This window comes from Halomonas sp. QHL1 (assembly GCF_001882345.1).
In the GTDB taxonomy this organism is placed as follows: domain Bacteria; phylum Pseudomonadota; class Gammaproteobacteria; order Pseudomonadales; family Halomonadaceae; genus Vreelandella.
Genome location: NZ_MINL01000001.1, coordinates 1,567,634 through 1,593,070, shown reverse-complemented (window position 1 = coordinate 1,593,070; position 25,437 = coordinate 1,567,634). Strand labels below are relative to the sequence as shown.

24 protein-coding genes and 1 tRNA gene are annotated in these 25,437 nt (G+C 53.4%); 12 read left to right on the top strand and 13 right to left on the bottom strand.

Annotated elements, in window-relative coordinates; translation table 11 throughout:
- Nucleotides 1–62: 62 nt before the first annotated feature.
- The 6 genes from QHL1GM_RS07305 to QHL1GM_RS07280 form a co-directional block, all read right to left on the bottom strand.
- Nucleotides 63–704, bottom strand: a complete 642-nt coding sequence (locus QHL1GM_RS07305) for a 50S ribosomal protein L25/general stress protein Ctc (RefSeq protein ID WP_071693871.1) — start codon at nt 702–704, stop codon at nt 63–65.
- Between the two features lie 96 nt (nt 705–800).
- Nucleotides 801–1,742: a ribose-phosphate pyrophosphokinase gene (locus QHL1GM_RS07300; protein ID WP_175540359.1), complete on the bottom strand. Its 942-nt coding sequence runs from the start codon at nt 1,740–1,742 to the stop codon at nt 801–803.
- 57 nt (nt 1,743–1,799) lie between these two features.
- Nucleotides 1,800–1,874, bottom strand: a tRNA-Gln gene (locus QHL1GM_RS07295).
- A gap of 49 nt (nt 1,875–1,923) precedes the next feature.
- On the bottom strand, nt 1,924–2,778 hold the full coding sequence (ispE, locus tag QHL1GM_RS07290) for a 4-(cytidine 5'-diphospho)-2-C-methyl-D-erythritol kinase (protein ID WP_071693870.1): 855 nt from the start codon (nt 2,776–2,778) through the stop codon (nt 1,924–1,926).
- Between the two features lie 14 nt (nt 2,779–2,792).
- Nucleotides 2,793–3,440, bottom strand: coding sequence for a lipoprotein insertase outer membrane protein LolB (lolB, locus tag QHL1GM_RS07285; RefSeq protein ID WP_071693869.1), 648 nt, complete (start codon nt 3,438–3,440; stop codon nt 2,793–2,795).
- 110 nt (nt 3,441–3,550) lie between these two features.
- The gene (locus tag QHL1GM_RS07280) at nt 3,551–5,299 is read right to left on the bottom strand and encodes a tetratricopeptide repeat protein (RefSeq protein ID WP_071693868.1); all 1,749 of its coding nucleotides are present in this window, start codon (nt 5,297–5,299) and stop codon (nt 3,551–3,553) included.
- 344 nt (nt 5,300–5,643) lie between these two features.
- Between QHL1GM_RS07280 and hemA the strand changes: the two genes are divergently transcribed.
- From hemA to QHL1GM_RS07255, 5 genes are read left to right on the top strand one after another with little or no spacing between them, the layout of a single operon-like run.
- A complete protein-coding gene (gene hemA, locus QHL1GM_RS07275; RefSeq protein WP_071693867.1) occupies nt 5,644–6,957 on the top strand; it encodes a glutamyl-tRNA reductase in 1,314 nt (437 codons plus the stop codon).
- A complete protein-coding gene (gene prfA, locus QHL1GM_RS07270) occupies nt 6,954–8,042 on the top strand; it encodes a peptide chain release factor 1 (RefSeq protein ID WP_071693866.1) in 1,089 nt (362 codons plus the stop codon). The genes hemA and prfA overlap by 4 nt, the downstream gene beginning before the upstream one ends.
- Nucleotides 8,042–8,890, top strand: coding sequence for a peptide chain release factor N(5)-glutamine methyltransferase (gene prmC / locus QHL1GM_RS07265; RefSeq protein WP_071693865.1), 849 nt, complete (start codon nt 8,042–8,044; stop codon nt 8,888–8,890). The genes prfA and prmC overlap by 1 nt, the downstream gene beginning before the upstream one ends.
- A gap of 33 nt (nt 8,891–8,923) precedes the next feature.
- Entirely contained in the window at nt 8,924–9,424 is a 501-nt protein-coding gene (locus tag QHL1GM_RS07260) for an Lrp/AsnC ligand binding domain-containing protein (RefSeq protein ID WP_071693864.1), read from the top strand.
- Nucleotides 9,425–9,428: 4 nt separating this feature from the next.
- Nucleotides 9,429–10,184, top strand: coding sequence for a molybdopterin-synthase adenylyltransferase MoeB (locus QHL1GM_RS07255; RefSeq protein ID WP_071693863.1), 756 nt, complete (start codon nt 9,429–9,431; stop codon nt 10,182–10,184).
- A 16-nt stretch (nt 10,185–10,200) separates the two neighbouring features.
- Here QHL1GM_RS07255 and QHL1GM_RS07250 read toward each other — a convergent pair whose 3' ends face one another.
- A complete protein-coding gene (locus QHL1GM_RS07250; RefSeq protein ID WP_071693862.1) occupies nt 10,201–10,767 on the bottom strand; it encodes a polymer-forming cytoskeletal protein in 567 nt (188 codons plus the stop codon).
- A gap of 195 nt (nt 10,768–10,962) precedes the next feature.
- Here QHL1GM_RS07250 and QHL1GM_RS07245 point away from each other — a divergent pair, with 195 nt between their 5' ends.
- Nucleotides 10,963–11,535 (top strand): polymer-forming cytoskeletal protein, encoded by a 573-nt coding sequence (locus QHL1GM_RS07245; protein ID WP_071693861.1) that lies wholly within the window; start codon nt 10,963–10,965, stop codon nt 11,533–11,535.
- A gap of 130 nt (nt 11,536–11,665) precedes the next feature.
- Entirely contained in the window at nt 11,666–13,357 is a 1,692-nt protein-coding gene (locus tag QHL1GM_RS07240) for a methyl-accepting chemotaxis protein (RefSeq protein WP_071693860.1), read from the top strand.
- A 79-nt stretch (nt 13,358–13,436) separates the two neighbouring features.
- Here QHL1GM_RS07240 and QHL1GM_RS07235 read toward each other — a convergent pair whose 3' ends face one another.
- Nucleotides 13,437–14,204: a class I SAM-dependent methyltransferase gene (locus QHL1GM_RS07235; RefSeq protein ID WP_071693859.1), complete on the bottom strand. Its 768-nt coding sequence runs from the start codon at nt 14,202–14,204 to the stop codon at nt 13,437–13,439.
- 232 nt (nt 14,205–14,436) lie between these two features.
- Here QHL1GM_RS07235 and QHL1GM_RS07230 point away from each other — a divergent pair, with 232 nt between their 5' ends.
- The 4 genes from QHL1GM_RS07230 to QHL1GM_RS07215 all read left to right on the top strand — a co-directional run bounded on the left by QHL1GM_RS07230 (nt 14,437) and on the right by QHL1GM_RS07215 (nt 17,669).
- Nucleotides 14,437–14,928, top strand: a complete 492-nt coding sequence (locus tag QHL1GM_RS07230; RefSeq protein ID WP_071693858.1) for a metallophosphoesterase — start codon at nt 14,437–14,439, stop codon at nt 14,926–14,928.
- Nucleotides 14,929–15,028: 100 nt separating this feature from the next.
- Nucleotides 15,029–15,760 (top strand): oxygen-insensitive NADPH nitroreductase, encoded by a 732-nt coding sequence (gene nfsA / locus QHL1GM_RS07225; protein ID WP_071693857.1) that lies wholly within the window; start codon nt 15,029–15,031, stop codon nt 15,758–15,760.
- Nucleotides 15,761–15,916: 156 nt separating this feature from the next.
- Nucleotides 15,917–16,882 carry a putative zinc-binding metallopeptidase gene (locus QHL1GM_RS07220; protein ID WP_071693856.1) on the top strand — a complete coding sequence of 322 codons (966 nt, stop codon included), beginning with the start codon at nt 15,917–15,919 and terminating at the stop codon, nt 16,880–16,882.
- 139 nt (nt 16,883–17,021) lie between these two features.
- Nucleotides 17,022–17,669, top strand: a complete 648-nt coding sequence (locus QHL1GM_RS07215) for a hypothetical protein (protein WP_071693855.1) — start codon at nt 17,022–17,024, stop codon at nt 17,667–17,669.
- Nucleotides 17,670–17,685: 16 nt separating this feature from the next.
- Here the strand turns inward: QHL1GM_RS07215 and QHL1GM_RS07210 are convergent, their stop codons facing one another.
- From QHL1GM_RS07210 to QHL1GM_RS07195, 4 genes are all read right to left on the bottom strand, one after another.
- A complete protein-coding gene (locus tag QHL1GM_RS07210; RefSeq protein WP_071693854.1) occupies nt 17,686–18,498 on the bottom strand; it encodes a PEP-CTERM/exosortase system-associated acyltransferase in 813 nt (270 codons plus the stop codon).
- Nucleotides 18,499–18,561: 63 nt separating this feature from the next.
- Complete coding sequence (locus QHL1GM_RS07205) at nt 18,562–21,396, bottom strand: EAL domain-containing protein (RefSeq protein ID WP_071693853.1); 2,835 nt, start codon at nt 21,394–21,396, stop codon at nt 18,562–18,564.
- 33 nt (nt 21,397–21,429) lie between these two features.
- The gene (locus QHL1GM_RS07200) at nt 21,430–22,584 is read right to left on the bottom strand and encodes a hypothetical protein (RefSeq protein WP_071693852.1); all 1,155 of its coding nucleotides are present in this window, start codon (nt 22,582–22,584) and stop codon (nt 21,430–21,432) included.
- Between the two features lie 37 nt (nt 22,585–22,621).
- Nucleotides 22,622–23,044: a hypothetical protein gene (locus QHL1GM_RS07195; RefSeq protein ID WP_368087063.1), complete on the bottom strand. Its 423-nt coding sequence runs from the start codon at nt 23,042–23,044 to the stop codon at nt 22,622–22,624.
- A gap of 404 nt (nt 23,045–23,448) precedes the next feature.
- On the opposite strand from QHL1GM_RS07195, the gene QHL1GM_RS07190 reads away from it, so the two are divergent.
- The gene (locus tag QHL1GM_RS07190; RefSeq protein ID WP_071693851.1) at nt 23,449–24,342 is read left to right on the top strand and encodes a dihydrodipicolinate synthase family protein; all 894 of its coding nucleotides are present in this window, start codon (nt 23,449–23,451) and stop codon (nt 24,340–24,342) included.
- Between the two features lie 74 nt (nt 24,343–24,416).
- Here the strand turns inward: QHL1GM_RS07190 and QHL1GM_RS07185 are convergent, their stop codons facing one another.
- The gene (locus tag QHL1GM_RS07185) at nt 24,417–25,352 is read right to left on the bottom strand and encodes a glycerophosphodiester phosphodiesterase family protein (RefSeq protein ID WP_071693850.1); all 936 of its coding nucleotides are present in this window, start codon (nt 25,350–25,352) and stop codon (nt 24,417–24,419) included.
- Nucleotides 25,353–25,437: the final 85 nt, after the last annotated feature.

The window sequence follows — 25,437 nt, the reverse complement described above, 5'->3', positions numbered from 1 at the left end:
TCATGTCAGCATCACAAGGGCCATGCAGGCATGGCCCCAATAGGATGCTTAGCGAGGGATACTTACTCGGCGCTGGTGTCTTCTTCGCCTTCGCTTTCACCGTCTTCATCTTCTTCAACACGCACTTTTACTTTAGTGACGCTGAGTACTGCATTGTCGTGCTCTTCACCGTGGGACAGGTCAACAGAGGTGACGCCAGCCGGAAGGGTAAGGTCAGACAGGTGCAGGGTAGTGCCAAGCTCGACATTGGCAATGTCGATTTCCAAGTAATCAGGCAGGTCTTTTGGCAAGCAGCTGATCGCAACTTCGTTGGCCAGTACGTGCAGTTCACCGCCTTGGTCTTTGATACCTACACACGCTTCTTCGCCGGTCACATGCAGCGGCACGTTCATGGTGATTTCGTGAGTTGCATCAACGCGCAGGAAGTCGGCGTGGGTCAGCAGCGGCTTGAACGGGTGACGCTGCAGGTCACGAACAACTACTTGCTCTTCTTTGCCTTCGATCATCAGCTTGATGACGGAAGAGAAGAAGGACTCGTCTTCAATCGCTTTGTAGAAAGCGGTTTTTTCGACAGAGATAGACTGCGCGCCTTTTTCGCCACCGTATACAACGGCCGGCACTTGCTGGTTCGCACGACGCAGGCGGCGGCTCGCACCTTTCCCCAGGTCGTTACGAACGCTGGCTTTCAGGATAAAATCAGACATGGAATTGCCTCTTAGTTTAAGTAAGGAAGACGCCGCCGACCGCGACCAGACGACGACGTTTCCGTGGCCCCAAAAGGGGGCTGTATCGTCAGCGAATTAGTGGAACATCGCGCTGACAGATTCTTCGTTGCTGACCCGACGAATCGCTTCTGCGATCAGGCCGGCAACGCTCAACTGGCGAATTTTGCCGCTTCGACGTGCAACGTCGGATAGCGGGATGGTGTCGGTCACCACCACTTCATCCAGTACGGAGTTGGTAATATTGTCGACCGCTGGGCCGGACAAAATCGGGTGAGTCGCATAGGCCACTACGCGCTTGGCGCCGTGCTCTTTCAGCGCTTCACCGGCTTTGCACAGCGTGCCTGCGGTATCAATCATGTCGTCGACAACGACACAGGTACGGCCTTCAATCTCGCCGATGATGTGCATCACCTGGGCTTGGTTAGCCTGGGGGCGACGCTTATCGATAATAGCGAGATCGGCATTCAGCTGTTTGGCGATAGCGCGGGCGCGAACAACACCGCCTACATCAGGAGAGACGACGACTAGGTCGCTGTAATTCTGACGCTCGATATCATCTAGCAGAATCGGTGAGCCGTAGACGTTATCGACCGGAACATCGAAGAAGCCCTGGATCTGATCAGCGTGTAGATCCATGGTCATCACTCGGTCAACGCCAGCTTTAACCATCATGTCCGCTACTACCTTGGCGGAAATCGGTACCCGTGCGGAGCGCACGCGGCGATCCTGGCGGGCATAACCAAAGTAAGGCAGTACCGCCGTGATGCGAGTTGCCGAGGCGCGACGCAGTGCGTCGACCATCAGAATCAACTCCATCAAATTGTCATTCGTCGGTGCACAGGTGGATTGCAGGATGAAAACATCCTTACCGCGCACGTTCTCATTGATCTCGACTGCAATTTCGCCGTCGCTGAATTGACCCACCGTAGCGTTGCCCATACGGCTGTCTAAGCTCTCGGCTATTTTTTGAGCGAGTGCGGGATTAGCATTCCCGGCGAAAACCATCAATTTTGACACGCGCAGCCACCTTTGCAGTGTTGGGGATCAGGGGAAAAACGCAGGCCATTGTTGGGTTGGCTGGGGTACCAGGATTCGAACCTGGGAATGCCGCTACCAAAAAGCGGTGCCTTACCACTTGGCGATACCCCAGCAATAACCTAACGCGCTGACCGGGCGCTTTTTGCTGCCCAGAGCGGGACTATAAATAGCCCAGAGCATCATGTAGGGGAGAGGTGTTGAGTCCGCGTGCTACCCATGTCGGCCAACGTTGACCCGCTAATTGCGCGATTGCCTGTGCCGATTGCTGTGTGTCGAAAGCAGCAAACAGACAAGCCCCCGTGCCGGTCAACCGACTAGGTGCGTGCTGTGCAAGCCAGTGGAGGGCTTCCGCAATGGGCGGATAGCGTTCCTTTACTACGGCTTCACAGTCATTGCGCCACCCTGGCGCTCCCCCCTGCAGTGCGCGCGCCATAGTAATGGGGTGGCTGTCACGTGTCAATTGCGGGTCTTGGAAGACGTCTGGCGTAGACACGCTTATGCCGGGGTGAATAATCACGAACCAAGGGGTGTCCAGTGTCACCGCGGTAAGCTGCTCACCAACCCCTTCAGCCCAGGCGCTATGACCATGTACGAACACCGGCACATCGGCCCCAAGCTGAAGCCCCAGGCATGCTAGTTCGACTAGCGGTAGGTTGAGCTGCCAGAGGTGGTTCAGGCCGACTAAAACGGTGGCCGCGTTGGAGCTGCCGCCCCCTAAACCGCCTCCCATTGGCAGCTGCTTTTCGATCGTAAGCGTGGCACCGAGTGCAGAGCCGCTATGCTGTTGCAATAGCCGTGCAGCGCGTACCACCAAATTGTCATCGTGGCTAACGCCACTAACCTCACTGGTCAAGTGAATCTCCCCGTCATCACGGGGGGCCAGCGTAAGGTGGTCGCACAAGTCGATAAACTGAAATAGCGTTTGCAGTGCGTGGTAGCCGTCTTCACGACGGCCCACTATATGCAGCATGCGGTTAAGCTTGGCCGGGGCGGGAAGCGTTAATGGCGCGTTCATTGAAACGGTTACCTTTACTCTTCGCTAGCTTGCCACTGGTTGACGACCAGCGTAATTCGTACATCGTCATAGTTCATGATTAACCTGCGCGGCAGCCACATACCTTCAAACTGCTCCCAGTCGCGGTAGTCAATTTCCCAGCCGTCTTGTGCCAAGTGGCTGGGGAAGCCGAGCTCATCGGTTTCTAGCTGAAAACTATCATGGTCACCGGGTAGGCCACGCACCCAGTCTGGCATGGCACTAACAGGCAGTGACCAGCCAAGCTGCTCTTCCATTAAGGCTTCCGGCGTTTCTGCTTCGAAGCGCCCATCGCTATTGGAGAGCGAGAAGCGGCCTTCACGGCCCTCAAGTACATTTCGCCCGCCACCAAACGGTCCGCTGATCAGCATGCGGAAATAGTAGGGGGTTTGATTCCAATCCAGGTTGGCGCTGACGTTCTCTTCTGGGGTGCGCAATCCCGCTTTGCCGACCAGCGTCCAGGAATCGAAAGCCTCTACGTCGGCTTGTTGGCGTTCCCACTGTCCTGCCTGGCGGCCACTTTCATCCATGGGGGCCTGGGAGGCACACCCGGCGAGCAAGAGTAGCGCGAGACCGGCAAGCCAGAGGCGCGAAGAGTGGCGTGTTAATGGCCAGCGGGGCGAAGGGGACGTCAGTGTCAACATAAACAGGCTCCATGTCAGATGATTGCGGCGCAAGGGTAACATGATGAGTGCGCTTAAAAGGATAGTTCGCAGGGTTAGGGTGCCTCTGGCGACGTAAGTTCAGGGCTTATTTAAGGGCTGAGCTCAGGATAACGCTCAAGCAGTCCGTCGATCACCGGGTGCTGGTTCGTCCGCTGCATGATTTGCTGGATCAACTGACGTGCTTCTTCATCACGTCCCAGCACTTTCAGCACTTCGGCTAGATGCGCGGCCACTTCCTGGTCAGGCAGCTGAGTATAGGCACTTTCAAGCCAGGGCAGCGCTTCTTCAGGTTTGCCAAGGCGGAAGTAGACCCAGCCCATGCTGTCGAGCACGGCAGGATTGTCAGGGTCGGCCTCGTAGGCGCGCTCAATCAGCTCAAACGCCTCTTGCAAACGCCCTGGCAAGTTAAGGTCGGCTAGCGTGTAGCCGAGTGCATTGAGCGCTTCTGCATTGTCTGGGTCGGTGCGCAGAATCTGGCGTAAATCCTGCTCCATACCCGTAATGTTGCCCGCTTCCCAGCGGCGCATGGCGCGCATATAAAGCAGCGATGCATCATCAGGTGTACGGCTTATTTCGCGGTCCAGAAGCGCATCAGCATCCGCAGGCTGATTCATTTCGTCCAGCAATTGGACTTCGAGCATTACCAGTTCGGTGAAGTAATTATCAAAGCGCATCCGCTCAATTCGTAGGAAGGCGCGAGCATCAAGCAGACGATCCTCCTCAATCAGCATTTGCGCCGCCGCCGCGCGAGCGGGTAAAAATTCATTGCCTTCGCTGACTTGGCGATAATAAAGCAGCGCATTGTCAGTATCACCTTGCGTTTGCGTGATGGCACCAAGTAAGTAATAGGCGAAATCCGGCACGTTAGATTGGCCAATCAGCGGCTGCAGCAAGCGTTGCGCGGGTTCGGGGTGGCCTTCTTCAAGATAAAGTTGGGCTAGCGATAAACGCAGATCCTCATTGCCGCCATGGCTTTCCAGTAGAGCATTGGTTTGCACTTCTGCAGCACTAATATTGTTAAGACGAATTTCCGCCTGGGCCAGTAACAGAATAAATCGCACATCGTCAGGCGCGAGCTCGAGACCCTGCTGGGCCGCGCGCTGGGCGGTTGGGTAATCTTCAACCTCCAGCGCCAAGCGCGCTTTCACCAGCCATAACGCAGCGGATTCGGGGTCGAGTAGCTCGACTTGATCAAGCCGCCGTTGGGCAGGTGCGGTGTCGCCAAGGGCAGCTTCGATTAAGGCCGTGCCCAGCAGCACATCGCTGTGATGGGGCAGTTGGTCCGCGTTTGGGCGGGCTAAATGCCCACGCAACTGCTGGGCAATCAACTTCAGCGGCGCCTCTTCAGCCACCGCAACCTCTGCGAAGGCGGTGACATCGCCGTGGCCGCCCGCTTCAACTATATCAAGACGCTGCTCGAGGCTGTCGAGCCAATCGCCGCGCTGGAGTGAAAAAGCCGCCAGCAGGCGATTGGGTGCTTCTGCCTGGGGGGCAAGCTCTCGCCAGCGAAGTGCGGAAGCCTCTATTAGTGAGGTCTCATTGCCAAAGCGGGCCGCGAAGGTGGCACGCTCTGCAAGTGCTGGCTCTCGATAGCGCTTAGCCGCTTCAAGGTAGCCCTGGCTTGCGTAGCGGTAGTCGCCACGCTGGCCAGCAAGCTCGGCGCCGAGCAGAGTGCTTAGTCCAGCGGCATCCAGCCCACGGGTGATCGGCGGCGCATTGCGCATCGGATCGTCGGCCCAGGTGCCGAGGGGGCCATCTTGTGAACTAGGCGTAGATTGGCAGCCGCTCAGCAGCAGAGCAGAGGCGGCCAAGGGTAGTAGTATCGAATGCCGTAACATAGAGCTCACTAATGAGAAGCCTGAACAGGTAGGGCCCATTAATACAGTGCCCGATAATGAAAAGCGAGGTCGCATGCGTCTCTCGATCAAGTGGCCGAATGCCCAGCATAGCGGCTTGCCTGCCTGCGGCAAAGTGGTGTGGGCCAGATGATAGCCTGCTGTGATAGAATGTTCCTCCTTGAAAAAGTGGTCAGCAAACTTTATGCCTACCAATGACAGGTTTTTGTAGGCAGCGCTCGAACCACGCTAAAGACTTGTTTTAGCAAGCCCTAATTGACGGTGCGGCCGCTTATCATAACGGCGGTTGACAAAAAGTCCGACACACTAGCGAAGACGCATAACGCATGACGCTTCTTGCCCTGGGAATAAATCATCGTACCGCCAGCGTGGCCGTGCGTGAGCAGGTGGCTTTTACGCCAACGCAGCTTGAAACCGCGTTGGCTGAATTGCGTAACCTGCCACAAATCAGTGAAGCGGCGGTGCTCTCTACCTGCAACCGCACGGAGCTTTACTGTGTCACGGATGCGGCTGGCGAGCAGGCGGTACTCAATTGGCTCGGACGCTTTCATAACTTACGCGTCGACGAGCTGACGCGCTGTGCCTACCACTATTTAGACAACGATGCGGCGCGCCATTTAATGCGCGTAGCGGTTGGCCTGGATTCTATGGTGCTGGGCGAGCCGCAGATTTTGGGTCAGTTGAAGGACGCCTATCAGCAGGCGCGCCAATCCAAGGGCCTGGGCGGTGAGCTTGAACGCCTGTTTCAGCACACCTTCGCGGTGGCCAAACAGGTGCGCACCGAAACCGGCATCGGCAAAAACCCCGTTTCAGTGGCTTACGCCGCCGTCAGCATGGCCAGTCGTATTTTTGATGATTTTAGCCGTTCACGCGCGCTGCTAATCGGCGCCGGTGAAACCATCGAATTAGTTGCCCGCCATTTGCACGAAGCGGGCGTTCGCCAGCTTACCGTCGCCAATCGCACCCGTGAACGCGCTGAACTGGTGGCAGGTCCTTTGGGGGGGACGGCGATTACCCTGCAAGAGATTCCTGACGCCCTTGAACATGCCGATATTGTGATCTCTTCCACTGCCTCCCCGCTACCCATACTTGGCAAAGGTATGGTTGAGCGCGCACTCAAAAAACGCCGCCATCGGCCGGTATTTATGGTCGATATCGCGGTGCCTCGGGATATTGAGCCTGAAGTGGGCGAGCTAGCGGATGTGTTCCTCTACACCGTGGACGACTTGGAAGAGGTAATCCAGGAAAATCGTCGTCACCGCCAGGTGGCCGCTGATCAAGCCGAGTCGTTGATTGAACACGGGGTGGGGAGTTGGCAGCACGAGCGGCGTATTCGTAACGGCGGCGAGTTGATTCGCGACTACCGCCAACATGGCGAAGTGCTGCGCGATCTTTCCCGCGACCAAGCGCTGGAGCGGCTTGCGCGGGGTGAAGATCCCGCTAAGGTCATTGAGCGTTTGGCCCATCAATTGACCAACCGTTTGCTCCACCGGCCCACCCAGGCCATACGCGATGCGGCCTCTGAAGAGCACCACGACTTGCTGAATGCCGCCCCGCGCCTGCTGCTGCCCACAAAACCAGCATTCGAGACCACGCCTGCGCCCACGGTTAACCGCCAGAAGGATGATACGCCCGCATGAAAGAGACTCTGCGCCAACGCTTAGACAGCTTTACCGAACGCTTTGAAGAGCTGTCGATGCTGCTGTCGGATCCCGACGTGATCAATAACCAGCAGCGCTTTCGCGACTACTCACGTGAATATGCCGAGTTAGAAGAGCTGGTGGCGGCCTGGCAGCGCTACCGTGATATTGAAACCAATATGCACGAAGCTGAGCAGCTTAGCCGTGATAGCGACGCTGATATGCGCGAGTTGGCGGAGATGGAACTAAGCGAAGGGCGGGAACGATTAGCCGAGCTGGATCTCGAGCTGAAGCGCCTGCTGGTGCCTAAAGACCCTGACGATGGACGAGGGGTGTTTCTGGAAGTGCGTGCCGGTACCGGCGGTGACGAGGCGGCAATTTTTGCTGGCGACCTGTTTCGTATGTACTCACGCTATGCCGAAAAACGCGGATGGCGGGTCGAGGTGGTTAGCGCCAGTCACGGCGAGCAGGGCGGCTACAAAGAGATCATTTCCCGTGTCAAAGGCGATGGTGTTTACGCCCAGCTCAAGTTTGAATCCGGCGCCCACCGGGTACAGCGCGTCCCCGCGACCGAATCCCAGGGCCGTATTCACACCTCTGCTTGCACCGTCGCGGTGATGCCTGAAGTCGATGACGTTGGCGATATCGATATTAACCCTTCGGATCTGCGCGTGGACACCTACCGCTCCAGCGGTGCCGGTGGTCAGCACGTTAACACCACGGACTCTGCGATCCGCATTACGCACCTGCCTACCGGCGTGGTGGTGGAGTGCCAGGAAGAGCGCAGCCAGCATAAAAACCGTGCCAAGGCGATGTCGCTGCTGGCCGCGAAGTTGAAGCGTAATGCCGTCGATAGCCAGCGTCAGACGCAAGCGGATGCACGCCGTTCGCTAGTGGGCTCGGGGGATCGCAGTGAGCGCATCCGCACCTATAACTTTCCTCAGGGCAGAATCACTGATCACCGCATTAATCTAACCCTCTATAAACTCAACGAAGTGGTTAGCGGAGAACAGCTGGATGACGTGATTAGCCCGCTGATTCACGAGTATCAAGCGGAACAGCTCTCAGCCCTTCAGGACGTCTAATGACCCTTGATGCGCTGTTGAAACAGGCTGCCCAACGCTTGCAGGCGGCGGGTTCCAGCTCGCCGCGTATCGACGCTGAAGTGCTGTTATGCCACGTGCTCGGGCGTGATCGCACCTGGCTCTACACCTGGGGCGATAAAATGTGCCCCTTATGGGAGCACGCCCGTTTCGATGCGCTAATTGCTGCACGTGCCCAGGGCACACCGGTCGCCTACCTTACCGGCGAACGCGAATTTTGGGGGCTGCGCTTAGCCACTTCACCCGATACGTTAATTCCCCGGCCCGATACCGAAACCCTGGTTGAGCTTGCGCTTGGCCGAGCGGCGCTGCCCTCAGGCCGACTGCTCGATCTTGGCACGGGGACTGGGGCCATTGCCCTGGCATTTGCCAGCGAGCAGCCCCACTGGCAAGTACTGGGCGTGGATCTGCGCTTTGAGGCAGTGGAGCTGGCAACCCGTAACGCGCAAGCGTTGGGGATCGCTAACGCCACGTTTTTACAAAGCGATTGGTTTGCCGCCTTGGACGCCTATGCGGAAGCGGGTAAGTGTTTCGATATTATTGTCAGTAACCCTCCTTATATCGCCGCCGATGATCCTCATCTAGCCGAAGGCGATGTGCGTTTTGAGCCACGCTCAGCGCTTGTCGCTGACGCCTGTGGCATGGCCGATTTGCTGCATTTGGTAAACTCCGCGCAGCGCTATCTAGCGGCGTCAGGTTGGTTGCTGCTTGAACACGGCTATCAACAGGCCGAAATGGTGCGTGAGGCACTTAATTGCGCTGGCTATCAAAACGTTGAAAGTGTTCGTGACCTGGGTGGGCATGAACGGGTTACCCTAGGGCACCTTTAATAACTGCCTGATTCATCAGTATTGGATCCTGCCATGAAACCAAAAAATAGAACGCTGGACCGTATCGACCTTAAAATCCTGCGCTGCTTGCAGGAAAATGCACGTATTTCTTACGTCGATTTAGCCTCGGAAGTGGGCTTATCCACAACCCCTTGTCTTGAGCGCGTTAAGCGTTTGGAGAAAGCGGGTATTATTCGTGGTTACCAAGCCATCCTTGATCCGCGGGCTTTGAAAGCCAATTTATTAGTCTTTGTCGAGATCAGCTTAGAAACGCAGTCTCCAGCGGTCTTTGACGAGTTTCGCCGTGCCGTCGAAAAGCTGCCGCAGATTCAGGAGTGCCACCTCGTCTCGGGACAGTTCGACTACATCTTGAAGTGCCGCATTCCCGAAATGGCGGCTTACCGTCAACTATTGGGCGATGTGGTGTTAACGCTGCCGGGCGTGAAAGAATCGAAAAGCTACGTGGTGATGGAAGAGGTAAAAGAGAGCTTCAATTTACACGTCCCCGCCTTCGAGGAATTTGAGGATAAGTAAGCCGATGATGGATGACCAGGCGCTGCTGCGCTATAGCCGCCAGATTATGCTGCCCGAGGTGGATATTGAAGGCCAGGAACGCCTGCAATCTGCCCATGCAGTGATTATTGGTGCCGGCGGCTTGGGCTCACCGGCAGCGCTCTATTTAGCTGCCGCGGGGGTAGGGCGCATCACGATTGCCGATGCCGATCATGTCGAGCTCTCCAATCTCCAGCGCCAAATTGCCCACCAGCACGCCAGTATTGGTTTGAATAAAGCGCACTCTGCCCAGGCCAGCATGCAGGCACTCAACCCGCACTGCCACGTGATTGCATTAGATGAGCATGTGGCGGGCGAACCGCTTGAGCGCTTAGTCGCTTCGGCGGATGTGGTGCTCGACTGTACCGATCGTTTCTCAAGTCGCTATGCGGTGAATGCCGCCTCTCAAAAGGCCGGGGTGCCGCTGATATCGGGAGCGGCTATTCGCTTTTCAGGTCAACTGGCGGTATTTGATCCCCGCGACGTAACTTGCCCCTGCTACGCCTGCCTCTATCCGCCCGATGACAGCGGCGACGAAGCACTAAGCTGCGCAGAAAGTGGCGTTATGGCGCCACTGGTGGGCTTAATCGGCTGCTTTCAGGCGGTAGAAGCCTTTAAGCTGCTTAGTGGCGCAGGTTCTGCTCATCAGGGGCTCTCCACCTTTGATGGCTTAAGCGGCCAATGGAGGCACTTTCAAGTACCCCGCGACCCCGCTTGTCCAGTGTGTGCCCAGCGCCGCTGATGCTGCTGATAGCGTCTTAATCGTTAGCTTTTGCTTTTGTCGTGTCGTGCTCTGCGGCGTTCGCACTTGCGGTTGCACGTTTATCGACGGTTGTTTTTGGCGAGGTTTTTGTCGCGCTGCCGGTAGCATCGTTAAAGGCGTTTTTTAGCACTTCGTTGTCAGGATTCATATCGATACTGCCGTGGAAAACGCTGCCATCTTCCAGTACCAGACAGGGGGCGACTATGGTGCCGGAGACCTGGGCACCTTTGTGAATCGTCGCACGGTGAAGTGCCACCAAGTTGCCTGTTACTTCACCGGATATATGCAGCGTATGGGCAAATACATCGCCATTGATATAGCCACTGGCACCCAGGGTAACTGTGTGCTGTTTACAGGTGATAATGCCGCTTACGCGTCCCTCTACCGTCAAATCTTCATCGCTATTAATGTCTCCCTCCACTTGTGTATGCCCCCCGATAACGGAAAGGCTTGGCCGCGCACTGCTGGTTGGCGTGCCTTGCTTGGCAGAAGAACGTGAATCTGAGGGTATTAGCGTCGCAGCCTTGTTTTCAGGTGGGGAATTCTTGGCTTTGTTAAACATAGGGTGACTCCTGGTGAATGAAGACAAAGCGCCTTTGAGGTGCATTGAGAGAGCATCAAATACCTTAATCGGCTTGTTAGCGTCTTAAAGCCTGGAGTTAAGCCAAGTGAATGGGCTTATTCACGCCGCCGTAATATAGCAGAGCGAGTATAACGTTAACTGGGGTAACCACATCTATAGCGGTAGGACAGCAGCATGGGTATTCAAGTATGGTTTATTGTGCTGGGCGTTGGGGCAATGACACTGATCGTATGGGATGGCAAGCGCCGTAAGTTAAAACAGCGCGCTTTGAGCGCGGTTGGTATATCGCACAACGCGCATGCAGCGGGCTCCGCTCCCATCCCAGACTTACCCATTGAAGCGATGTTGCCACCTGAAGCGGATGCCCCCACTGCGACGCCTCCCGTCAACATTGAGTGCATATCTGGTGGCAGCCGAATTGGGTCGGCCACGCATATTTCAGGCAAAGTGATCGCTGATGAACCTGTGATCATTAAAGGCCGTTTAGAGGGGACGCTCATTGCGCCCAATCATCCTATCTCAGTGACTGCCACTGGCCATGTAGCGTCTTACATCGAGGGGAGTTGTGTCGATATCGACGGGCATATGGTTGGTACGCTTAAAGCCAACACTAAGGCCACGCTGCTGTCACGGGCGCGCTTGCAGGGGGTGGTCGAGGCTCCTCGCCTAGAGTGTATGGCGGGGGCTTGGCTTCAGGTGGATGTGTCTCACAAGGCCAGTCGGCAAAAAATCGCCGTGGCGTCTTAACTGCTTGCTTCGGCATCTATCACGCTAAGTATTATACCAATGTCTAAATTAGCTCTGTAATGCTTCAGTTGGCTTTAGCTTGGCCGATAGCTAATCGAATGACTTATAAACGAAAAAAGGGATCAATGGGATGAAGCACCTCTCTATTAAATGGAGCCTGACTGCTGCATTAGCCTTACTGGTGCTTATGATTGGCTTGATCAGCGGCCTTGGGTTTTACGCTAATCACAACAGCTCTCAGGCACTTGAAGAGCTAACGGCTACCAATGTACGGCTTACGAATTTAGCCAACCGAACACAAGTACATGCGCTTAGAGCGCAAACATTTTTAGACCGTTCCGCAAGTTTTAGTACTCAAGGTAACCCAGAGAAAGGACAGGAAAGCCTTGCCATGGCAGCAGAGGCAGTGGCTGAGGCAGAGGCACGTTTTAACGAGTTTCGTGCCGTGCCCATCAATCCTGAAGGTACGCTGGTCCCCCACCGTGATGCGATTGTCAGCTCTTACAATGCATTTGTGACAGAGGGCATTTCGCCGCTGCTAGAGGCCGCTCCTTTTCAAATCCAGCGCAGTCAAGAGGAGCTGGGGACACTGAGCGCCGAGTTGGATCTGGCCATGAGCGGTTTTATTGCTTATACCGAGCAGCGCGGTACTAACGTTCTTCAGCAGGTCAATCGCCTGGCGACTATCATTGGCGCTATCGCCATTACCCTTTTGATCATTTCACTAGTAGCAGTGGTGGCAATTAGATGGGCAATGATGCGTAGCGTTGTAAGGCCTCTTCGCCGCGCCAGTGAGCACTTTGCGCGGATAGCTGATGGCGATCTAACAGGCCAGATTGAGGATCGTGGTCGCAACGAAATTGGTCAGTTGTTCAGTGGCCTGTCAGCCATGCAGGAGAAGTTAAAACAACTGGTTATGGCGTTGAGAGGCAGTAGCGAGCGCGTTTTCAGCGGCGCGGGAGATATCTCTGCGGGAAGCCAGGATCTCTCTTCACGAACCGAGCAGCAGGCCTCTGCGCTTCAGCAAACTGCCTCCAGCATGGAGGAGATGTCGACCACGGTAAGTAAAAATGCTGAAACAGCCCAAGAGGCGGATCAGCTTTCGGTCGAGGCGTCACAGTCGGCGGAGTCAGGAGGTGAAGAGGTGGAGCGCACGGTGCAACTCATGCGTGAGATTGCGGCCAGTGCTAGCCAGGTAAACGATATTATCGGTGTGATCGATTCCATTGCCTTCCAAACTAATATCTTAGCGCTCAATGCATCAGTTGAGGCCGCGCGAGCAGGCGAGCAAGGCCGTGGCTTTGCCGTTGTAGCCAGCGAGGTTCGTTCATTAGCGACGCGCAGTGCTGACTCCGCCAAAGAAATTCGTAGCCTGATCGAGCAGACCACCACGAAAATTAACGGTGGTGCTGAACAAGCAGAGCGCAGTGGGCAGACAATTCACCAAACGGTGGATGCGATTCGTCAAGTCACTACCCTGATGGGCGAAATTTCGACCGCCACTCGGGAGCAGAACAGTGGCATTGAGCAGATTAATGCTGCGCTTACCGAAATGGACTCGGTCACTCAGCAGAATGCTGCTCTAGTGCAACAAACCAGCACGGCTGCTAGCTCGCTAGAGGAGCAGGCCCGCGAGCTGGCCGACTTGATGGCTACCTTCCGCATTGATGAGAGTGCTGGCAATGCAGTTGCGCTAACGCATAAGGGCACTACCCGGCAGCAACAAGACCAACCACAAGTCGGCAGCCGTTTTCAGCCAACGCCAAGCCAGCAGGCAACGCAAAGTAAAAAAGATGCCGTCGATGAATGGGATGAGTTCTAGGCCTTAATTTAGCCAAAGCCGCCGATGATAAATGCACTTATCGTCGGCGGCTTTTTTGTCACTAAAAGGCAGCTACCACTTATGCTCTAGCGGAAACACGCAGGCGCACGTAATCTGCCGTCCAGTTTCCTTGCTCATCGCGTAGGCTGTGGCCCAGCAGCGTCAAGGTGTTCTCAAGCACGGCATCGCGCACATCCTCATCAAGACCATGTAAGAAAGGGCTGGCAAATGTCTCAAGCCATCCAATCATTCCCGTGGGCAGTTGAGTAGGGCGCGGGATCAGCTCAATGGTTTCTACTTTGAAACCGACTGTTTTCAGCAAATGACCGTACTCATGAGTTGTCGGGAAGTACCAGGGATGGCGGCCACGGGCGCTAATCCCCCGGAACTGAAGGGCGGCAATCAGTGCCGTGCAAATAGCGGCGACATTGCCATGGCCACCGAACTCGGCCACAAACCGTCCCCCTGGCTTCAACGAACGCTTAACGCCTGCTAGTACCGCCTGGGGGTCGAGCATCCAGTGCAGCGCCGCATTGCTAAATACCGCATCAAACTCATGGTCGAAAGGCAGTTGGTGCCCATCAACGACGCGAGCAGTCACACCGCGTTGTCGGGCCGCGTTTACCATCTCTTCTGAAGCATCTACACCGAGAACGTTAGCGCCCAGTTGCATGAGGCGCTCTGTCAACGAGCCATCGCCGCAGCCAAGATCCAAAATACGTTCACCGGGTTGTGGTGCTAACAGCTTGACCACTTCGCTGCCTAGCTTAGGTACAAAATTAGCATTTTGGGCGTAGTCGCTGGCATTCCACTGCTGCCCGGGTGCATTTTGAGGGGTATTGGTCATATCGGCTTCCTGGCGTCGTTATTATTCCATTAATTGTCAGTTATCAGCGTATAGCCTTAACAGTATAGCTTGCTGGTGGCTAACTTATTAGCTAAACAATGAAAATCTAATAAATGACGTGGCATCGCTATCTATTTGATAGTTTAGATATCGGCCGTGGCGAGCAATTTTTAATAGCGTTCTAACATAAAAAGCTAAAATGACACTATTTACTCGTGGAGAAAGATTGTTAATGAGCCCATCTCTACCGTACTACAGGGTTAATTCTCCCGTTGGTGTTATTGCCGATACCCACGGGTTGCTGCGTGATGAAGCACTTTGCCTGCTGAAGGGGTGCGAGCTCATCCTGCACCTGGGGGATGTGGGCAGCAAAGAAGCGGATGAAGCGATTTTAGAACGCTTGGAGACACTGGCGACGGTGTTCTGTGTACAGGGCAATATCGATACGGCGGCCTGGGCGACGCGTTTGCCGATACATCAGGACATCATTGTGAACGAAAAACGTCTGCACCTTGTTCACCGATTAGAGGATTTCGACCCGAAGACTTCTTGTGATGTACTTCTGCATGGCCACTCCCATAAACCCCGCAATGAACATCAGGAGGGAAAGTTGCTTTTCAATCCAGGTGCGGCGGGAAAGCGTCGATTCAAACTGCCGATTACGTTAGGCAAACTATGGCTAGATCAACGCGGCGTGCGCGGTGCGATCATGCATTTGCTGTAGCCATTTTTAGAGTCATCAGCCAATCCTGTCATATTGTACAAATCTGTTACCCTGTTACTTAGTTGATTCAGATAAGCGTTATACAGATAAGCGAGGTTCCATGAACGACGTTATTAAGTTACTGAAATCCCACCGTTCGATCCGTAAATTTAGTGATCGACCGATTCCAAAGGAATTGCTGCTGGAGCTTATCCAAGCGGGGCAGGGGGCAGCGACATCCAGCCATGTTCAGGCGTATACCGTTATCCATGTGAAAGACCAGGCAAACCGTGAACAGATAGCAGAATTGGCCGGTGGGCAAGGTTATGTAGCCTCAAGTGCAGACTTTTTAGTTTTCTGCGCTGATATGAAGCGCCCAACAGAGGCTTCAGAGCGCACTGGCGCGAACGTTGTGCGCGGAATGACCGAGCAACTGTTGGTGGCGACAGTGGATACGGCGCTGATGGCGCAAAACGTGGCGGTAGCGGCTGAGTCCGAAGGGATGGGGATCTGCTATATCGGCGGTATTCGCAATAATCCCCAAGCGATTAGCGATCTACTGCGCCTACCCAAGCACGTTTACCCGGTATTTGGTATGTGCCTCGGTTATCCAGATCACGAGCCTGAAGTGAAGCCACGCTTACCCGTAGAGGCAGTCCTTAAAGAAGACTACTACACTGAAGACGGTGATCAGGTAGAGGCCTTCGATACGACGATGCAGGCTTACTATCAGGCTCGCAGTAGCAGTAATAAAGATACCGATTGGTCCCGCAACCTTAAGCCGTTGTTCGATAACAAGTTGCGCCCTCATATGCGTGGCTTTTTGATCCAGCGCGGTTTTGAAATGAAATAATCTTTAAATGAAATAGCTTGAATTCGATAGTTTTGAAATGAAGTCGTCTTGAGATGAAGTTAGGGGCGCTGCACACTTTTTAATAGGATTTTGGAAAAGAGGACGCTCTGTCGGTTACGGAGGTTCTCTTTTTCTCGCTTTCAGGAGCTTCATCGTATGCGCGTATTTTCAAATCCCGTAGGTTCGGGCTCTCTTTGGTTCGACAATCTCGCAACCGCAGACGGTACCCCAGTCGCCTATGACCCTCAGGCCCGGGCCTTTGTGCCAATGCCACCTTTCTGCATCAATCGTGACATTATCGGTTGTAACTGGATTGCGCCCGAAGAGGGGGCTTTTTGTCGCGCTTGTGCCATGACGGCGCTGGCGCCAGACCCCACCCTTCCCGATGCGATTCCAAATTGGGCAAAGACTGAAGCAGCCAAACGTTGGGTGCTGGATAACCTCGGGCGCTGGCACTGGTTCCGCCCGGAAGACCCAGGGGCACCACCTGTTTTTCATCTATTGGCGGAGGGCCGGTCGCCTGTTCCTATGGGGCACATTGAAGGGGTGGTAACCATTAGTGTGGCCGAGGTAGACCCCGTGCTAGTCACGACGCGTCGTGAAGCGCTTGAAGAGCCCTATCGCACGATGATTGGCCATATGCGCCACGAAATATCTCATATGCTGTGGTGGCGGCTAAGCCTGCGCGAAGATTTTCTGGACGCTTTCCGCGAGATGTTTGGCGACGAGCGACAGGATTATCAGGTCGCGCTCCAGCGGCACTACCAAGATGGGCCGCCGCCCGATTGGAAAGAGCGCTATTTAACTACCTATGCCTCTGCACACCCCCACGAAGATTGGGCCGAAACTGCCGCGCACCTGCTGCATTTAACCGATATTGCCGATAGCTTTGCGGCATCGGATCTCTCTTCACCAGAGCTACCCAGTCATCAATGGGAGCCATATGCAGAGCCTGATGCGGAGCGCTTGATTTACGTGGCAGCTTCGCTCACCGTTGGGGTCAATCACGTCAATCGCTCGATGGGATTGCCGGACCTTTACCCCTTTGTGCTCTCGGAGACTGCCCGCCGTAAACTTGCGTTTGTCCACGACTGGCTGCGCCGGGGCGCACAGGGGCTGTAACCTGTAGCCCTGGTTACCAAGGCAATAGTGAAGAATTGCTGTAATAATCTATACTGCATTTCAAGGCTTTATCCGCATTGCTATAACAATAAAGCCGATGGCGCCGAAGGCCATCGGTTAACCCGCATGGAGACTGCATATGACCCTTGATCGCGCTTACTACCTGTTAGCTGCTTTCTACAGTTTAATGGTAATTATTGGAGTGATTGCCCTATTGTCGGGAGGGGGAACGCTACTTGCTCCCGTGCATTTACTGTTAGGAGCATTAGGGGTGGTTGGGCTTTGGGGATATATCTTGAAGCGCAGGTTTATGAATCCACGTATGTGGAGGCCTTTAGCCGGTGTGCTGGCAGTGGGCATTGTGGTTCAGCTAATCATTATGCTGACAACCCCGCTGTCGAGCGTTTTATTAACCTGGATGCTGACCAGCAGTATCTTTTCGGTCATGTTGGTCATTATGCTCTACCGTTATGGAGATCGGGATCAACCTCTCTGGGCGTCTGATGAAGAGCGCACTGCGGCCCGACAGCTAGACGTTTTATTGAACGATAACTCTCCTATAACAGCCATCAAACGTGACGGAACGCGTGAGAATAGCGTACAGGTGTCTAAATCAAATGAAGGTTATAAGGCAAGCGTGACGCGGCGATCGCAAGAGAGTCAAGAGCGATTTGAGGAGCGTTTCCAATGTCCCGAAACACTGGTGTTTTTTTTAGAGAAATTTACCAGCATAACGGTTAATGATTTTAGATCCGCATCAACACTTGAGAGCAACAGTACACCATAATTGAAGGGTAATTAAGCTAAGCGATAGAGCTGCTGTGTTTTGTTTCCAGCAGTTCTTTTAATTGTGGTTCTAAAGTTTCTCGGATGTGAAGATAAAACGGCATTAGTTCATCATGCATCTCTTTTTCTGCTTTACTGTGATCAATGTAAAAAGCGTTTCGCTTACCATGCATTTCGATAGTTTCTCCAATTTTTGTAAACTTGAAGCCAGACATGGAGAGAAGTCTTGGAAGCCTTGGTTCCATCATGGCAAATACGTGACGTTTTTTCATTAAGCCGACGAGTGCGTAAGTTGCGAGGAATAAGGCAATAACTATTAAAGGAAACGTCTTTCTTTCAGTGGCTGTAAATTGGTAATCAAAAGCGCTTGGAGTAAGCGTTTCATGATTTATCGCTTTATGGCGAAATGCTCTAGCAATAGCAAAACGCGATATTTCACAAATACTCTCATATGGCAGTTTAGCGGGGTGCAAAACTTCGTGTGGAAGCGTCTGTTGACCAAAATCCTGGAGAGGCAGTCTCTTCATTTTTCCCTCATGAAGAGGCGCTGGTAATACCAATCTAAGGCAGCCAGCTGCCAGCCCAGAGCGTCGGTGTTCGATCAAGCAGTGAATGGAATGAGCGTCGTGAATATCAGATTCGATATTTAGGTTAGTTATTTGGGCTGGGTGATAACCAATTTCTTGGCAGTAAACTTCGTGGCGAAGCTTGTATATTCGATATTTTTCGTTTTCATTGACAGCAATGCTGATAATAAAGTCATCATTAAAAGACGTAAAAGCATCTAAAGCAGTGTTACTGGTTTTCTCCTTTTTTTGAGCTGCTTCCATCACTATTTTCCCTTATTTATCGATTAGTTTGATGGCTAGTTATTTTTTTGAAAATAATGCTTGTCACCCATAGTTCTTAAAAGCTGTATGGATGGGAACTGGCCGACCTAAATGAAACCCTTGACCATAAGTTATCCCATAAGCTTTAAGTATTGGCAATAGTGCTTCCTGATCAACGAACTCAGCAATCGTTTGCTTGCCAAAACCTTTAGCAATGTCGGCAATAGCGCGAACAATGACGCGACTGTCAGGGCTAATCAGCAAGCTGCGAATAAAAGAGCCATCAATTTTAATGTAATCGACGGGCAACTGACCTAGGTAATGGAAACTACTGAAGCCCACTCCAAAGTCATCCAGTGCGGTGCGGCAACCAAGGTCGCGGACTGCTTGTAATACGCCCCGTGCGGTAGAAAAGTCAGTAACCGCAGCGGTTTCTGTTACTTCCAATATTAAGTGGTGAGGATCAGCGCCGCTGGCCGCCAGCTCGTCTGCTATATACTGTTTTAACCCTCCATCGTGAAGGGACTGGCCGGAGAGGTTCACCGCTAGTGTGATACCCCGATCCTGCAATTGGCTAAGTACTTTTAAACTGTGCCGCAATACCCAGCGGTCGATTAAGACAATTTGTCCGCTCTGCTCGGCAATAGGAATAAAGTGCGTGGGAGCAATTAGGCTGCCATCTGCGTCGCGCATTCGCAGCAGCACCTCGTGGTGTTTTACGTCTTGGTCTTCCAGGCGCATGATGGGCTGGACCATTAGCTCAAAGCTATTCTCTTCAAGTGCATTGTGGATGCGTTCAACCCAGTAAACGCGTTCTTGTAGTTCGTCTTTGGCATTTTCCGACTTGGAAAGTAGATGCCAATGCTGGAGACCGCTCTCTTTAGCTTTGTACATAGCCACATCGGCGCTAGCCATCAGGTCTGCTGGCGTATTGCCATGTGTGGGGTACAGAGCAATACCAATACTGGCCGTTACCCGGTGTCGCCGCTCGCCGATAACGAAGCCGATACCCTCTAATAGCTGGACGATATATTGCGCGATATTTACCGCTTGTTCGGCGTTGGTATCTTCTAATAGCAGGGAAAATTCGTCACCGCCCAGACGGGCAATGACGCCACGGCCGCCAAGATTATGGGAGAGGATGCTGGCCACTTCACACAGTAATTTGTCACCCACGTGGTGCCCGCTCAGCTCGTTAACCTCTTTGAACTGGTCTAAATCAAGCAACAGTATCGCGCCTTTTATTTTCGAGGGACGTTCAAGGGCGATTTGCAGTGCATATTGGAAGTAGCGCCTGTTGTACAGCTCCGTCAGCGGATCGCGTTCAGCCAACCAAGTTAGTCGCGCTTCGGCAGCCTTGCGTTCGGTAATATCAAGCCCTACCGATATACGCGATACCTTTCCCTCACTACTTGTTTGTAAAGGAGCATGATACCAAGCAATAGTATGAAGGTGGTGGTCGGGCGTACGTAGCGTTTTTTCCTCTTGTTGGGGATGGGAAAACGTATTCACCTTGGTAGGGATACCTGCCTCAAAGACATCAGCAAAATGACGCCCAAGTAACGAAGCCTCATTAAGCCCCAACATCAGCTGAGCATACTCATTCACTAGACTGATGCGTCCAGTGCAATCTTGGGCAATGATAAACACCTGGGCTGTATCCAACAGGCCATTAACGAAATCACGCTCTTTGGCTAGCTCATCAATACGTTCAGCGAGTTGGTCGCCGCGTTCTTGGACTTCACCCTCTAACATTTCAAGTTGGCGTGAAAGCTCAAGCGTGGTGCTCTCAAGGACATCTATCTCGTCGGGAATGCGGCGACGTCGGCTGGGAATGGCGGAGCGTATGTCACTAAATTTTCCGTTGGCCAGGGCTGGAAGCAATCCGGCTACTCTACGTAAACGAGCCATAGGACCAAGCAATATGACCAATAGCAGTAGTTCAGCAGCAATCCAGCCGAGCACACCTACGAACAACAGCGTGCGGGTATCCTGATTAATAGCCTTAATTTGCTCGGTAATATCTGATATCAGCAGGAAGTATCCGATATTGCTACGTTCGTTATTTTCTCCCATGCGCACTGCGCTGATTTCTAAATTCCTTCCGCCATGTTCAAGGCTTAATGGTGCTTCCATCAAACGGCGAACAGGGGCAGTCTCTGCCGCCAGCTGTATAGGTACTAAGCTTTGTTCTTCGCTTGTGAGTGCCAGCAATTGGCCATTCCACGCTTTCAGTTGTCGTACTGCCGCCCCCCGACTCTCTTCAGCGGGCCCGGTGACGAGTAGCGCTACCTCGCTGCCAGACACTTCTTTGGCTTGCCGAGTGACATCGGCTAACGCGCGGGAAAGCACGACCATGCCGACACTCTCTCCCTCCACCAGCACCGGTACGGCAGCGAACTGCTGGCAGCTAGTTGAACAGCGAAGCTCTGTCAGTGGCCGCTCGGTGTTCATAACATGTCTGACCCAGCTCAGTATGGGGAGCTGTGCTTGCGAATTCCCGGTTCCCCAGCTGCCCAAGACCTGACCGGGCGTATTAATGATTAGAACCTCATCAATTCCCGCTTCGAGCTGGAGAGCGGGCCACTGGGAGTCCAGCGCTTGCTCGACATCGGCTGTGCTGCCCGCTTGTAATGGCAGGCCAATGCTCGCTGAAGCGGAGGTTAAGCCGGCTAACTGACGTAAGTTTTCCGATGAACGGCGTAGCGCTAAACGGATTTCTCGCTGTTGGCGTTCATGATGCTGAGTCCGACTTTCCTGAAATTGCCTGGTTAAGTTTTCGTGGCCCAGCCAAGTAAAAAGCGATACCAGTGCCAACAGTATTAGGCTACTTAACGCGATGACTCGCCAAGTCAGGCTAAGACGCTGAGGCGTTCGAAAAAGGGAAGGTATTTTCATCGCAGTAACGTCCTAGCCAGGATCGGGGAAACGTCAGAAGCGCACCGAAAGCTGGAATAACCACATATTCCAGTGTCGGCTGGTCGCTGATGAATCTGGATTATCCTGAATGGGCAGCCAACCCGTACCGTCCACATTGTGGTATTCACCTGACAACATAACTTGAGGGTGTGGCGTCCACTGCAGACCAAATGTCAGATCATCTGCAAATCGGGTATGGGCTGGGATGTTACCCCCGGTACTCTCCTCAAAAGATTTACCGTTGCGGTCTGCGCGATTGCTTGTGAGGCTGTCGTAACGTACTAGCCATTGCCATTCACTTGCAAAACGGCGCGCGTATTGGAAATACCAACTTTCACCCGTGACATCATTTACTAAGCGGTTTTCTACGCCACCCAGTTTCGTTCGCCTTAGGGCGAACTCGCCCGTTAAGCTCCAAAGTTCTTCGTTGTATTGTAATGACAAAACAACTGGGCGAAACCGAAAGGAGATGTCTGCCTGTTCCGAAATGCTGGAATCAAAGCTTGCTTTCGCTTGAGCAGCACTCAGCGCCGCAATAATACGACTTCCGTCATGCTCATAACGAATTTGGCCTATAGCTGACTGTTTAGCCTTCAGTTTGCCCGGCACATCCTCTAGACGAAGCGTGCTTTGTAGGTCCTCACCTGTTTGAGCTTGGCCGGCACCTACCTGCGTACGTAGAACTCCTGTCGCCAGTCTTTCCTCGTGATAAAGGCTCACCCCATCTCCTGAAAGCGCCAGCGAACGAGTGCGATCAAAGTAAATGGATTGGGGCAGCAGTATGCTAGGGCGTGTAAAGGCCACATCACGTGTCTGATTATAAAAACCGAAGGGGTTTTTGAACCGTCCTAACTGAACACCAAAGGTACGTTGCTGGTTGGAAACCATCTGATAATCAATGAGCCCATAATCGAGCTCTGGCTGAGCATCGCTACTGGCACCTCCAGCCCGACGACTTAACATCTGAGCAGCAACAAGCACATCATGATGGGGGCGTAAGGATACGTTTAGGCCGATTTCAGTGAATTCGAGACTGCCTCCGCCTCGGCTGCTGTGACCAAAGAAATTATTATCGTCAGTAATGACCAGTGCCTGGCTAAGAAAACCATGAACCTGCAGAGTATCCATAGGGTGTTCATCGCTTTGGGCATGAGCAGATAAACCCATCACAATGGCGCCTACCAAAGCGGCGGTGGCTCGGCATTCACTCCATCGAAACGACTTGGACACTATCATCCAGATACTCCCCTTCAAGATAGCCAATGGCACCGGGTGTCGTGGCAACGCGTTCGCGCATCTCGGCCTGATCGCTTACTCGGTCGGGGGATTGCCCGGTACCTGAGAAGACCATGCGATCCCAGGCCAACTGAAGTTGGTGCGGGTAAACCGCTAATTGCTCTTTGGTAAAGCGAGCGTGGACGGGGTTGCTATTACTTAATACGAATACCCTGACTGCTTGACCATCTGGCCATGTGCGTTGGCGCATCGCGAATATCGCGCGGGTGGTATCTCGATTTAGCCAGCGGGTAGTGACATCAGGATGAGCCACTAAAAAAAGCGATGCTTCCCGAGCGGTGGCACTCGTTGCTGCGAAAGCGATCCCCACCAGCAAAATAAGGATGGTCACTGACAGTAAGGCCAATCGCAATGGAAAACCGCTTATGACGGGTGATTGCATTGGTGGTGGATTACTGGTTGATTGATGGACGCCAGGTTCACGCGCAATGCAACTCTACTCTGCACTTTCGATGTGTATGAATTGATGACGTGTTCTCCCTCGCAGCACTAACGAAACTGTTATTATATTCAGCTCTACGGGTATAACTGAAAGATACGCATCCAAAAAATAATTATGCCGTATCGATACGGCACATACTCAAACACTAGATCAATTCAAGAAAAAAAACAGAAAGTTATGCCAACAAATAATGAGGATAAGTTGAGGCTATCCATTTCCCACATTTCTATACAACATAGCTATTCGCTAGTGCGACACGGCGATTGGTATTCATAATAAAAGGATTATCGATCATGTTCACCGGACTAAGTGCTTTTCCGCTAACCCCCATGAACGAGCAGAGCATTAATGAGCGTGAGTTTGCCCGTTTAGTTGAGTCTTTAACAGAGGCAGCAGTGGACTCCATTGGCGTGTTGGGCTCGACAGGTAGCTACGCCTATTTAAGCCGAGATGAGCGCGCCCGTGTTGCCCTGATTAGCGTTGAAAACGCAGGCAGCGTGCCTGTTGTCGCAGGCATTGGAGCGCTACGTACCCGCGATGTGCTGGCCAATGCGGAAAGTGCTCAGCAGGCAGGCGTCAACGGAGTGTTACTAGCGCCGGTTTCCTACCAAAAGCTCACCGATGACGAGGTTTACGACCTCTACGCCACGGTCTGCCAATCGCTGAGTGTGCCGCTATGTGTTTACGACAACCCCGGCACTACCCATTTTGAATTCAGTGATGAGCTGCATGGACGTATCTCCCAGCTGCCCCAGGTTCGCTCTATCAAAATTCCGCCGGTGAGCAACGATATTGAATCCGCAAAGGAGCGGGTGGCAAGGTTGCGCAAGCTGATTCCCGCAGATGTCACCATCGGCATCAGCGGCGACGCAGCCGCCGCCACCGGGCTAAACGCGGGTTGCGATGTCTGGTACTCGGTAATCGGCGGGCTATACCCGAAAGCAGCGCTGGCGATAACCCGGGCAGCCCAGGCGGGGGATGCTCAACGGGCCAGAGCGCTTTCAGGCACCCTAGAGCCGCTCTGGGCACTCTACCGGGAATACGGCGGAAGCCTGCGAGTGGCAGCTACCATTGCAGAAATCACTGGCAGAGTAAGCCAGCCTTGTTTGCCCCTGCCGCTTAAAACACTGCAGGGCGATGAACGTAAAAGAGTGGCCGCGGTAATTGAAACGCTTGGCTTGGAGTAAAGCACCTGACTTTAACTTAAAGCTTTGCAACAATAACGCCCAGCCAAGGCTGGGCGTTTTTGTTTATAAGGGGCTTAATCAACGAGCTCAAGCAAACGATCAGGGTAATTGGTGAACAGGCCGTTTACGCCCATTTCCATCAAACGCTCCATCTCATCGGTCTCATTGACGGTATAGACGTGTACCGGCAGGCCGTTGTCCTGCGCCTGACGGATAAAGTCGGCATCAATCACTTCGCGGCCTTCGTAGATATAGTTAGTGCCGATTCCCGCCGCGTATTCCGCTACCGCCTGGAAGTCTTCGTCGGTGATCTCTGCAGGACCCGGTGTCACGCCAGTCCACTCAACTAAACGCGATTCGTCCTCTTCACTGGGGTAGTACCAAACCAGTTGGATCAGCGGAATGTCATCGTTAAGTTGCTGTACTTTTAACAGGCTGTCCTGCTCGAAGGACTGTACTAATACGCGGCCATTCTCGACCATGTCGTACTCTTCCAACGTTTCTACCAGGGTTTCTTCCAAGCCTGGGTTTAGCTGTGGCGACTTGGTTTCAATGTAGTAGTGTGCATCGTCACCGAAACGCTCGAATAGCTCATCCAGCGTGAGGATTTGTGCCCCGGAAAAGTTAGCGTCTGCTTTATCAGCGTTGGCTTCATTGAACCAAGTGCCGGTATCCAACGCTTTTAGCTCTTCCAAGGTGTAGTCATTAATCTTGCCTTCACCATCACTGGTGCGATCAATGGCATCGTCATGAAACACCACCACTTCACCATCGGCGGTGAGTTGGGCATCCAGCTCTAAGTAATCGACCTCCCACTCATGGGCCAGCTCATAAGCCACCATGGTGCTTTCCGGCGCATGGCCGCTGGCGCCGCGATGGGCGATTACTTGAAATGACTCAAGATCTTTTAGCTGCTGTTCCAGCGGCGACATATCTGCTAGCGCAGTCGTAGTGGCACCAGCAGCGAAAAGACCCAGTGACATAGCGGCGAATAACGGGTGACGTTGCATTAAAGCTCCTTCATTGAATGTTCGTTCAATAAGCCTACATGCCCAGAGCGTTAAAGCCAAAAGAGGCCAACTGTTCGATGTTCAC

What these genes read in the sequence shown, in the direction of transcription:
- QHL1GM_RS07240 (WP_071693860.1), top strand. Translation starts at nt 11,666, where the DNA reads ATGAAGCACCTCTCTATTAAATGGAGCCTGACTGCTGCATTAGCCTTA.
- QHL1GM_RS07190 (WP_071693851.1), top strand. Translation starts at nt 23,449, where the DNA reads ATGTTCACCGGACTAAGTGCTTTTCCGCTAACCCCCATGAACGAGCAG.
- QHL1GM_RS07235 (WP_071693859.1), bottom strand. Translation starts at nt 14,204, where the DNA reads ATGACCAATACCCCTCAAAATGCACCCGGGCAGCAGTGGAATGCCAGC.
- QHL1GM_RS07260 (WP_071693864.1), top strand. Translation starts at nt 8,924, where the DNA reads ATGAAACCAAAAAATAGAACGCTGGACCGTATCGACCTTAAAATCCTG.
- QHL1GM_RS07245 (WP_071693861.1), top strand. Translation starts at nt 10,963, where the DNA reads ATGGGTATTCAAGTATGGTTTATTGTGCTGGGCGTTGGGGCAATGACA.
- QHL1GM_RS07215 (WP_071693855.1), top strand. Translation starts at nt 17,022, where the DNA reads ATGACCCTTGATCGCGCTTACTACCTGTTAGCTGCTTTCTACAGTTTA.
- QHL1GM_RS07250 (WP_071693862.1), bottom strand. Translation starts at nt 10,767, where the DNA reads ATGTTTAACAAAGCCAAGAATTCCCCACCTGAAAACAAGGCTGCGACG.
- QHL1GM_RS07255 (WP_071693863.1), top strand. Translation starts at nt 9,429, where the DNA reads ATGATGGATGACCAGGCGCTGCTGCGCTATAGCCGCCAGATTATGCTG.
- prmC (WP_071693865.1), top strand. Translation starts at nt 8,042, where the DNA reads ATGACCCTTGATGCGCTGTTGAAACAGGCTGCCCAACGCTTGCAGGCG.
- QHL1GM_RS07220 (WP_071693856.1), top strand. Translation starts at nt 15,917, where the DNA reads ATGCGCGTATTTTCAAATCCCGTAGGTTCGGGCTCTCTTTGGTTCGAC.
- ispE (WP_071693870.1), bottom strand. Translation starts at nt 2,778, where the DNA reads ATGAACGCGCCATTAACGCTTCCCGCCCCGGCCAAGCTTAACCGCATG.
- QHL1GM_RS07305 (WP_071693871.1), bottom strand. Translation starts at nt 704, where the DNA reads ATGTCTGATTTTATCCTGAAAGCCAGCGTTCGTAACGACCTGGGGAAA.
- nfsA (WP_071693857.1), top strand. Translation starts at nt 15,029, where the DNA reads ATGAACGACGTTATTAAGTTACTGAAATCCCACCGTTCGATCCGTAAA.
- QHL1GM_RS07185 (WP_071693850.1), bottom strand. Translation starts at nt 25,352, where the DNA reads ATGCAACGTCACCCGTTATTCGCCGCTATGTCACTGGGTCTTTTCGCT.
- QHL1GM_RS07230 (WP_071693858.1), top strand. Translation starts at nt 14,437, where the DNA reads ATGAGCCCATCTCTACCGTACTACAGGGTTAATTCTCCCGTTGGTGTT.
- prfA (WP_071693866.1), top strand. Translation starts at nt 6,954, where the DNA reads ATGAAAGAGACTCTGCGCCAACGCTTAGACAGCTTTACCGAACGCTTT.
- QHL1GM_RS07210 (WP_071693854.1), bottom strand. Translation starts at nt 18,498, where the DNA reads ATGGAAGCAGCTCAAAAAAAGGAGAAAACCAGTAACACTGCTTTAGAT.
- hemA (WP_071693867.1), top strand. Translation starts at nt 5,644, where the DNA reads ATGACGCTTCTTGCCCTGGGAATAAATCATCGTACCGCCAGCGTGGCC.
- QHL1GM_RS07205 (WP_071693853.1), bottom strand. Translation starts at nt 21,396, where the DNA reads ATGAAAATACCTTCCCTTTTTCGAACGCCTCAGCGTCTTAGCCTGACT.
- lolB (WP_071693869.1), bottom strand. Translation starts at nt 3,440, where the DNA reads ATGTTGACACTGACGTCCCCTTCGCCCCGCTGGCCATTAACACGCCAC.
- QHL1GM_RS07200 (WP_071693852.1), bottom strand. Translation starts at nt 22,584, where the DNA reads ATGGGTTTATCTGCTCATGCCCAAAGCGATGAACACCCTATGGATACT.
- QHL1GM_RS07280 (WP_071693868.1), bottom strand. Translation starts at nt 5,299, where the DNA reads ATGTTACGGCATTCGATACTACTACCCTTGGCCGCCTCTGCTCTGCTG.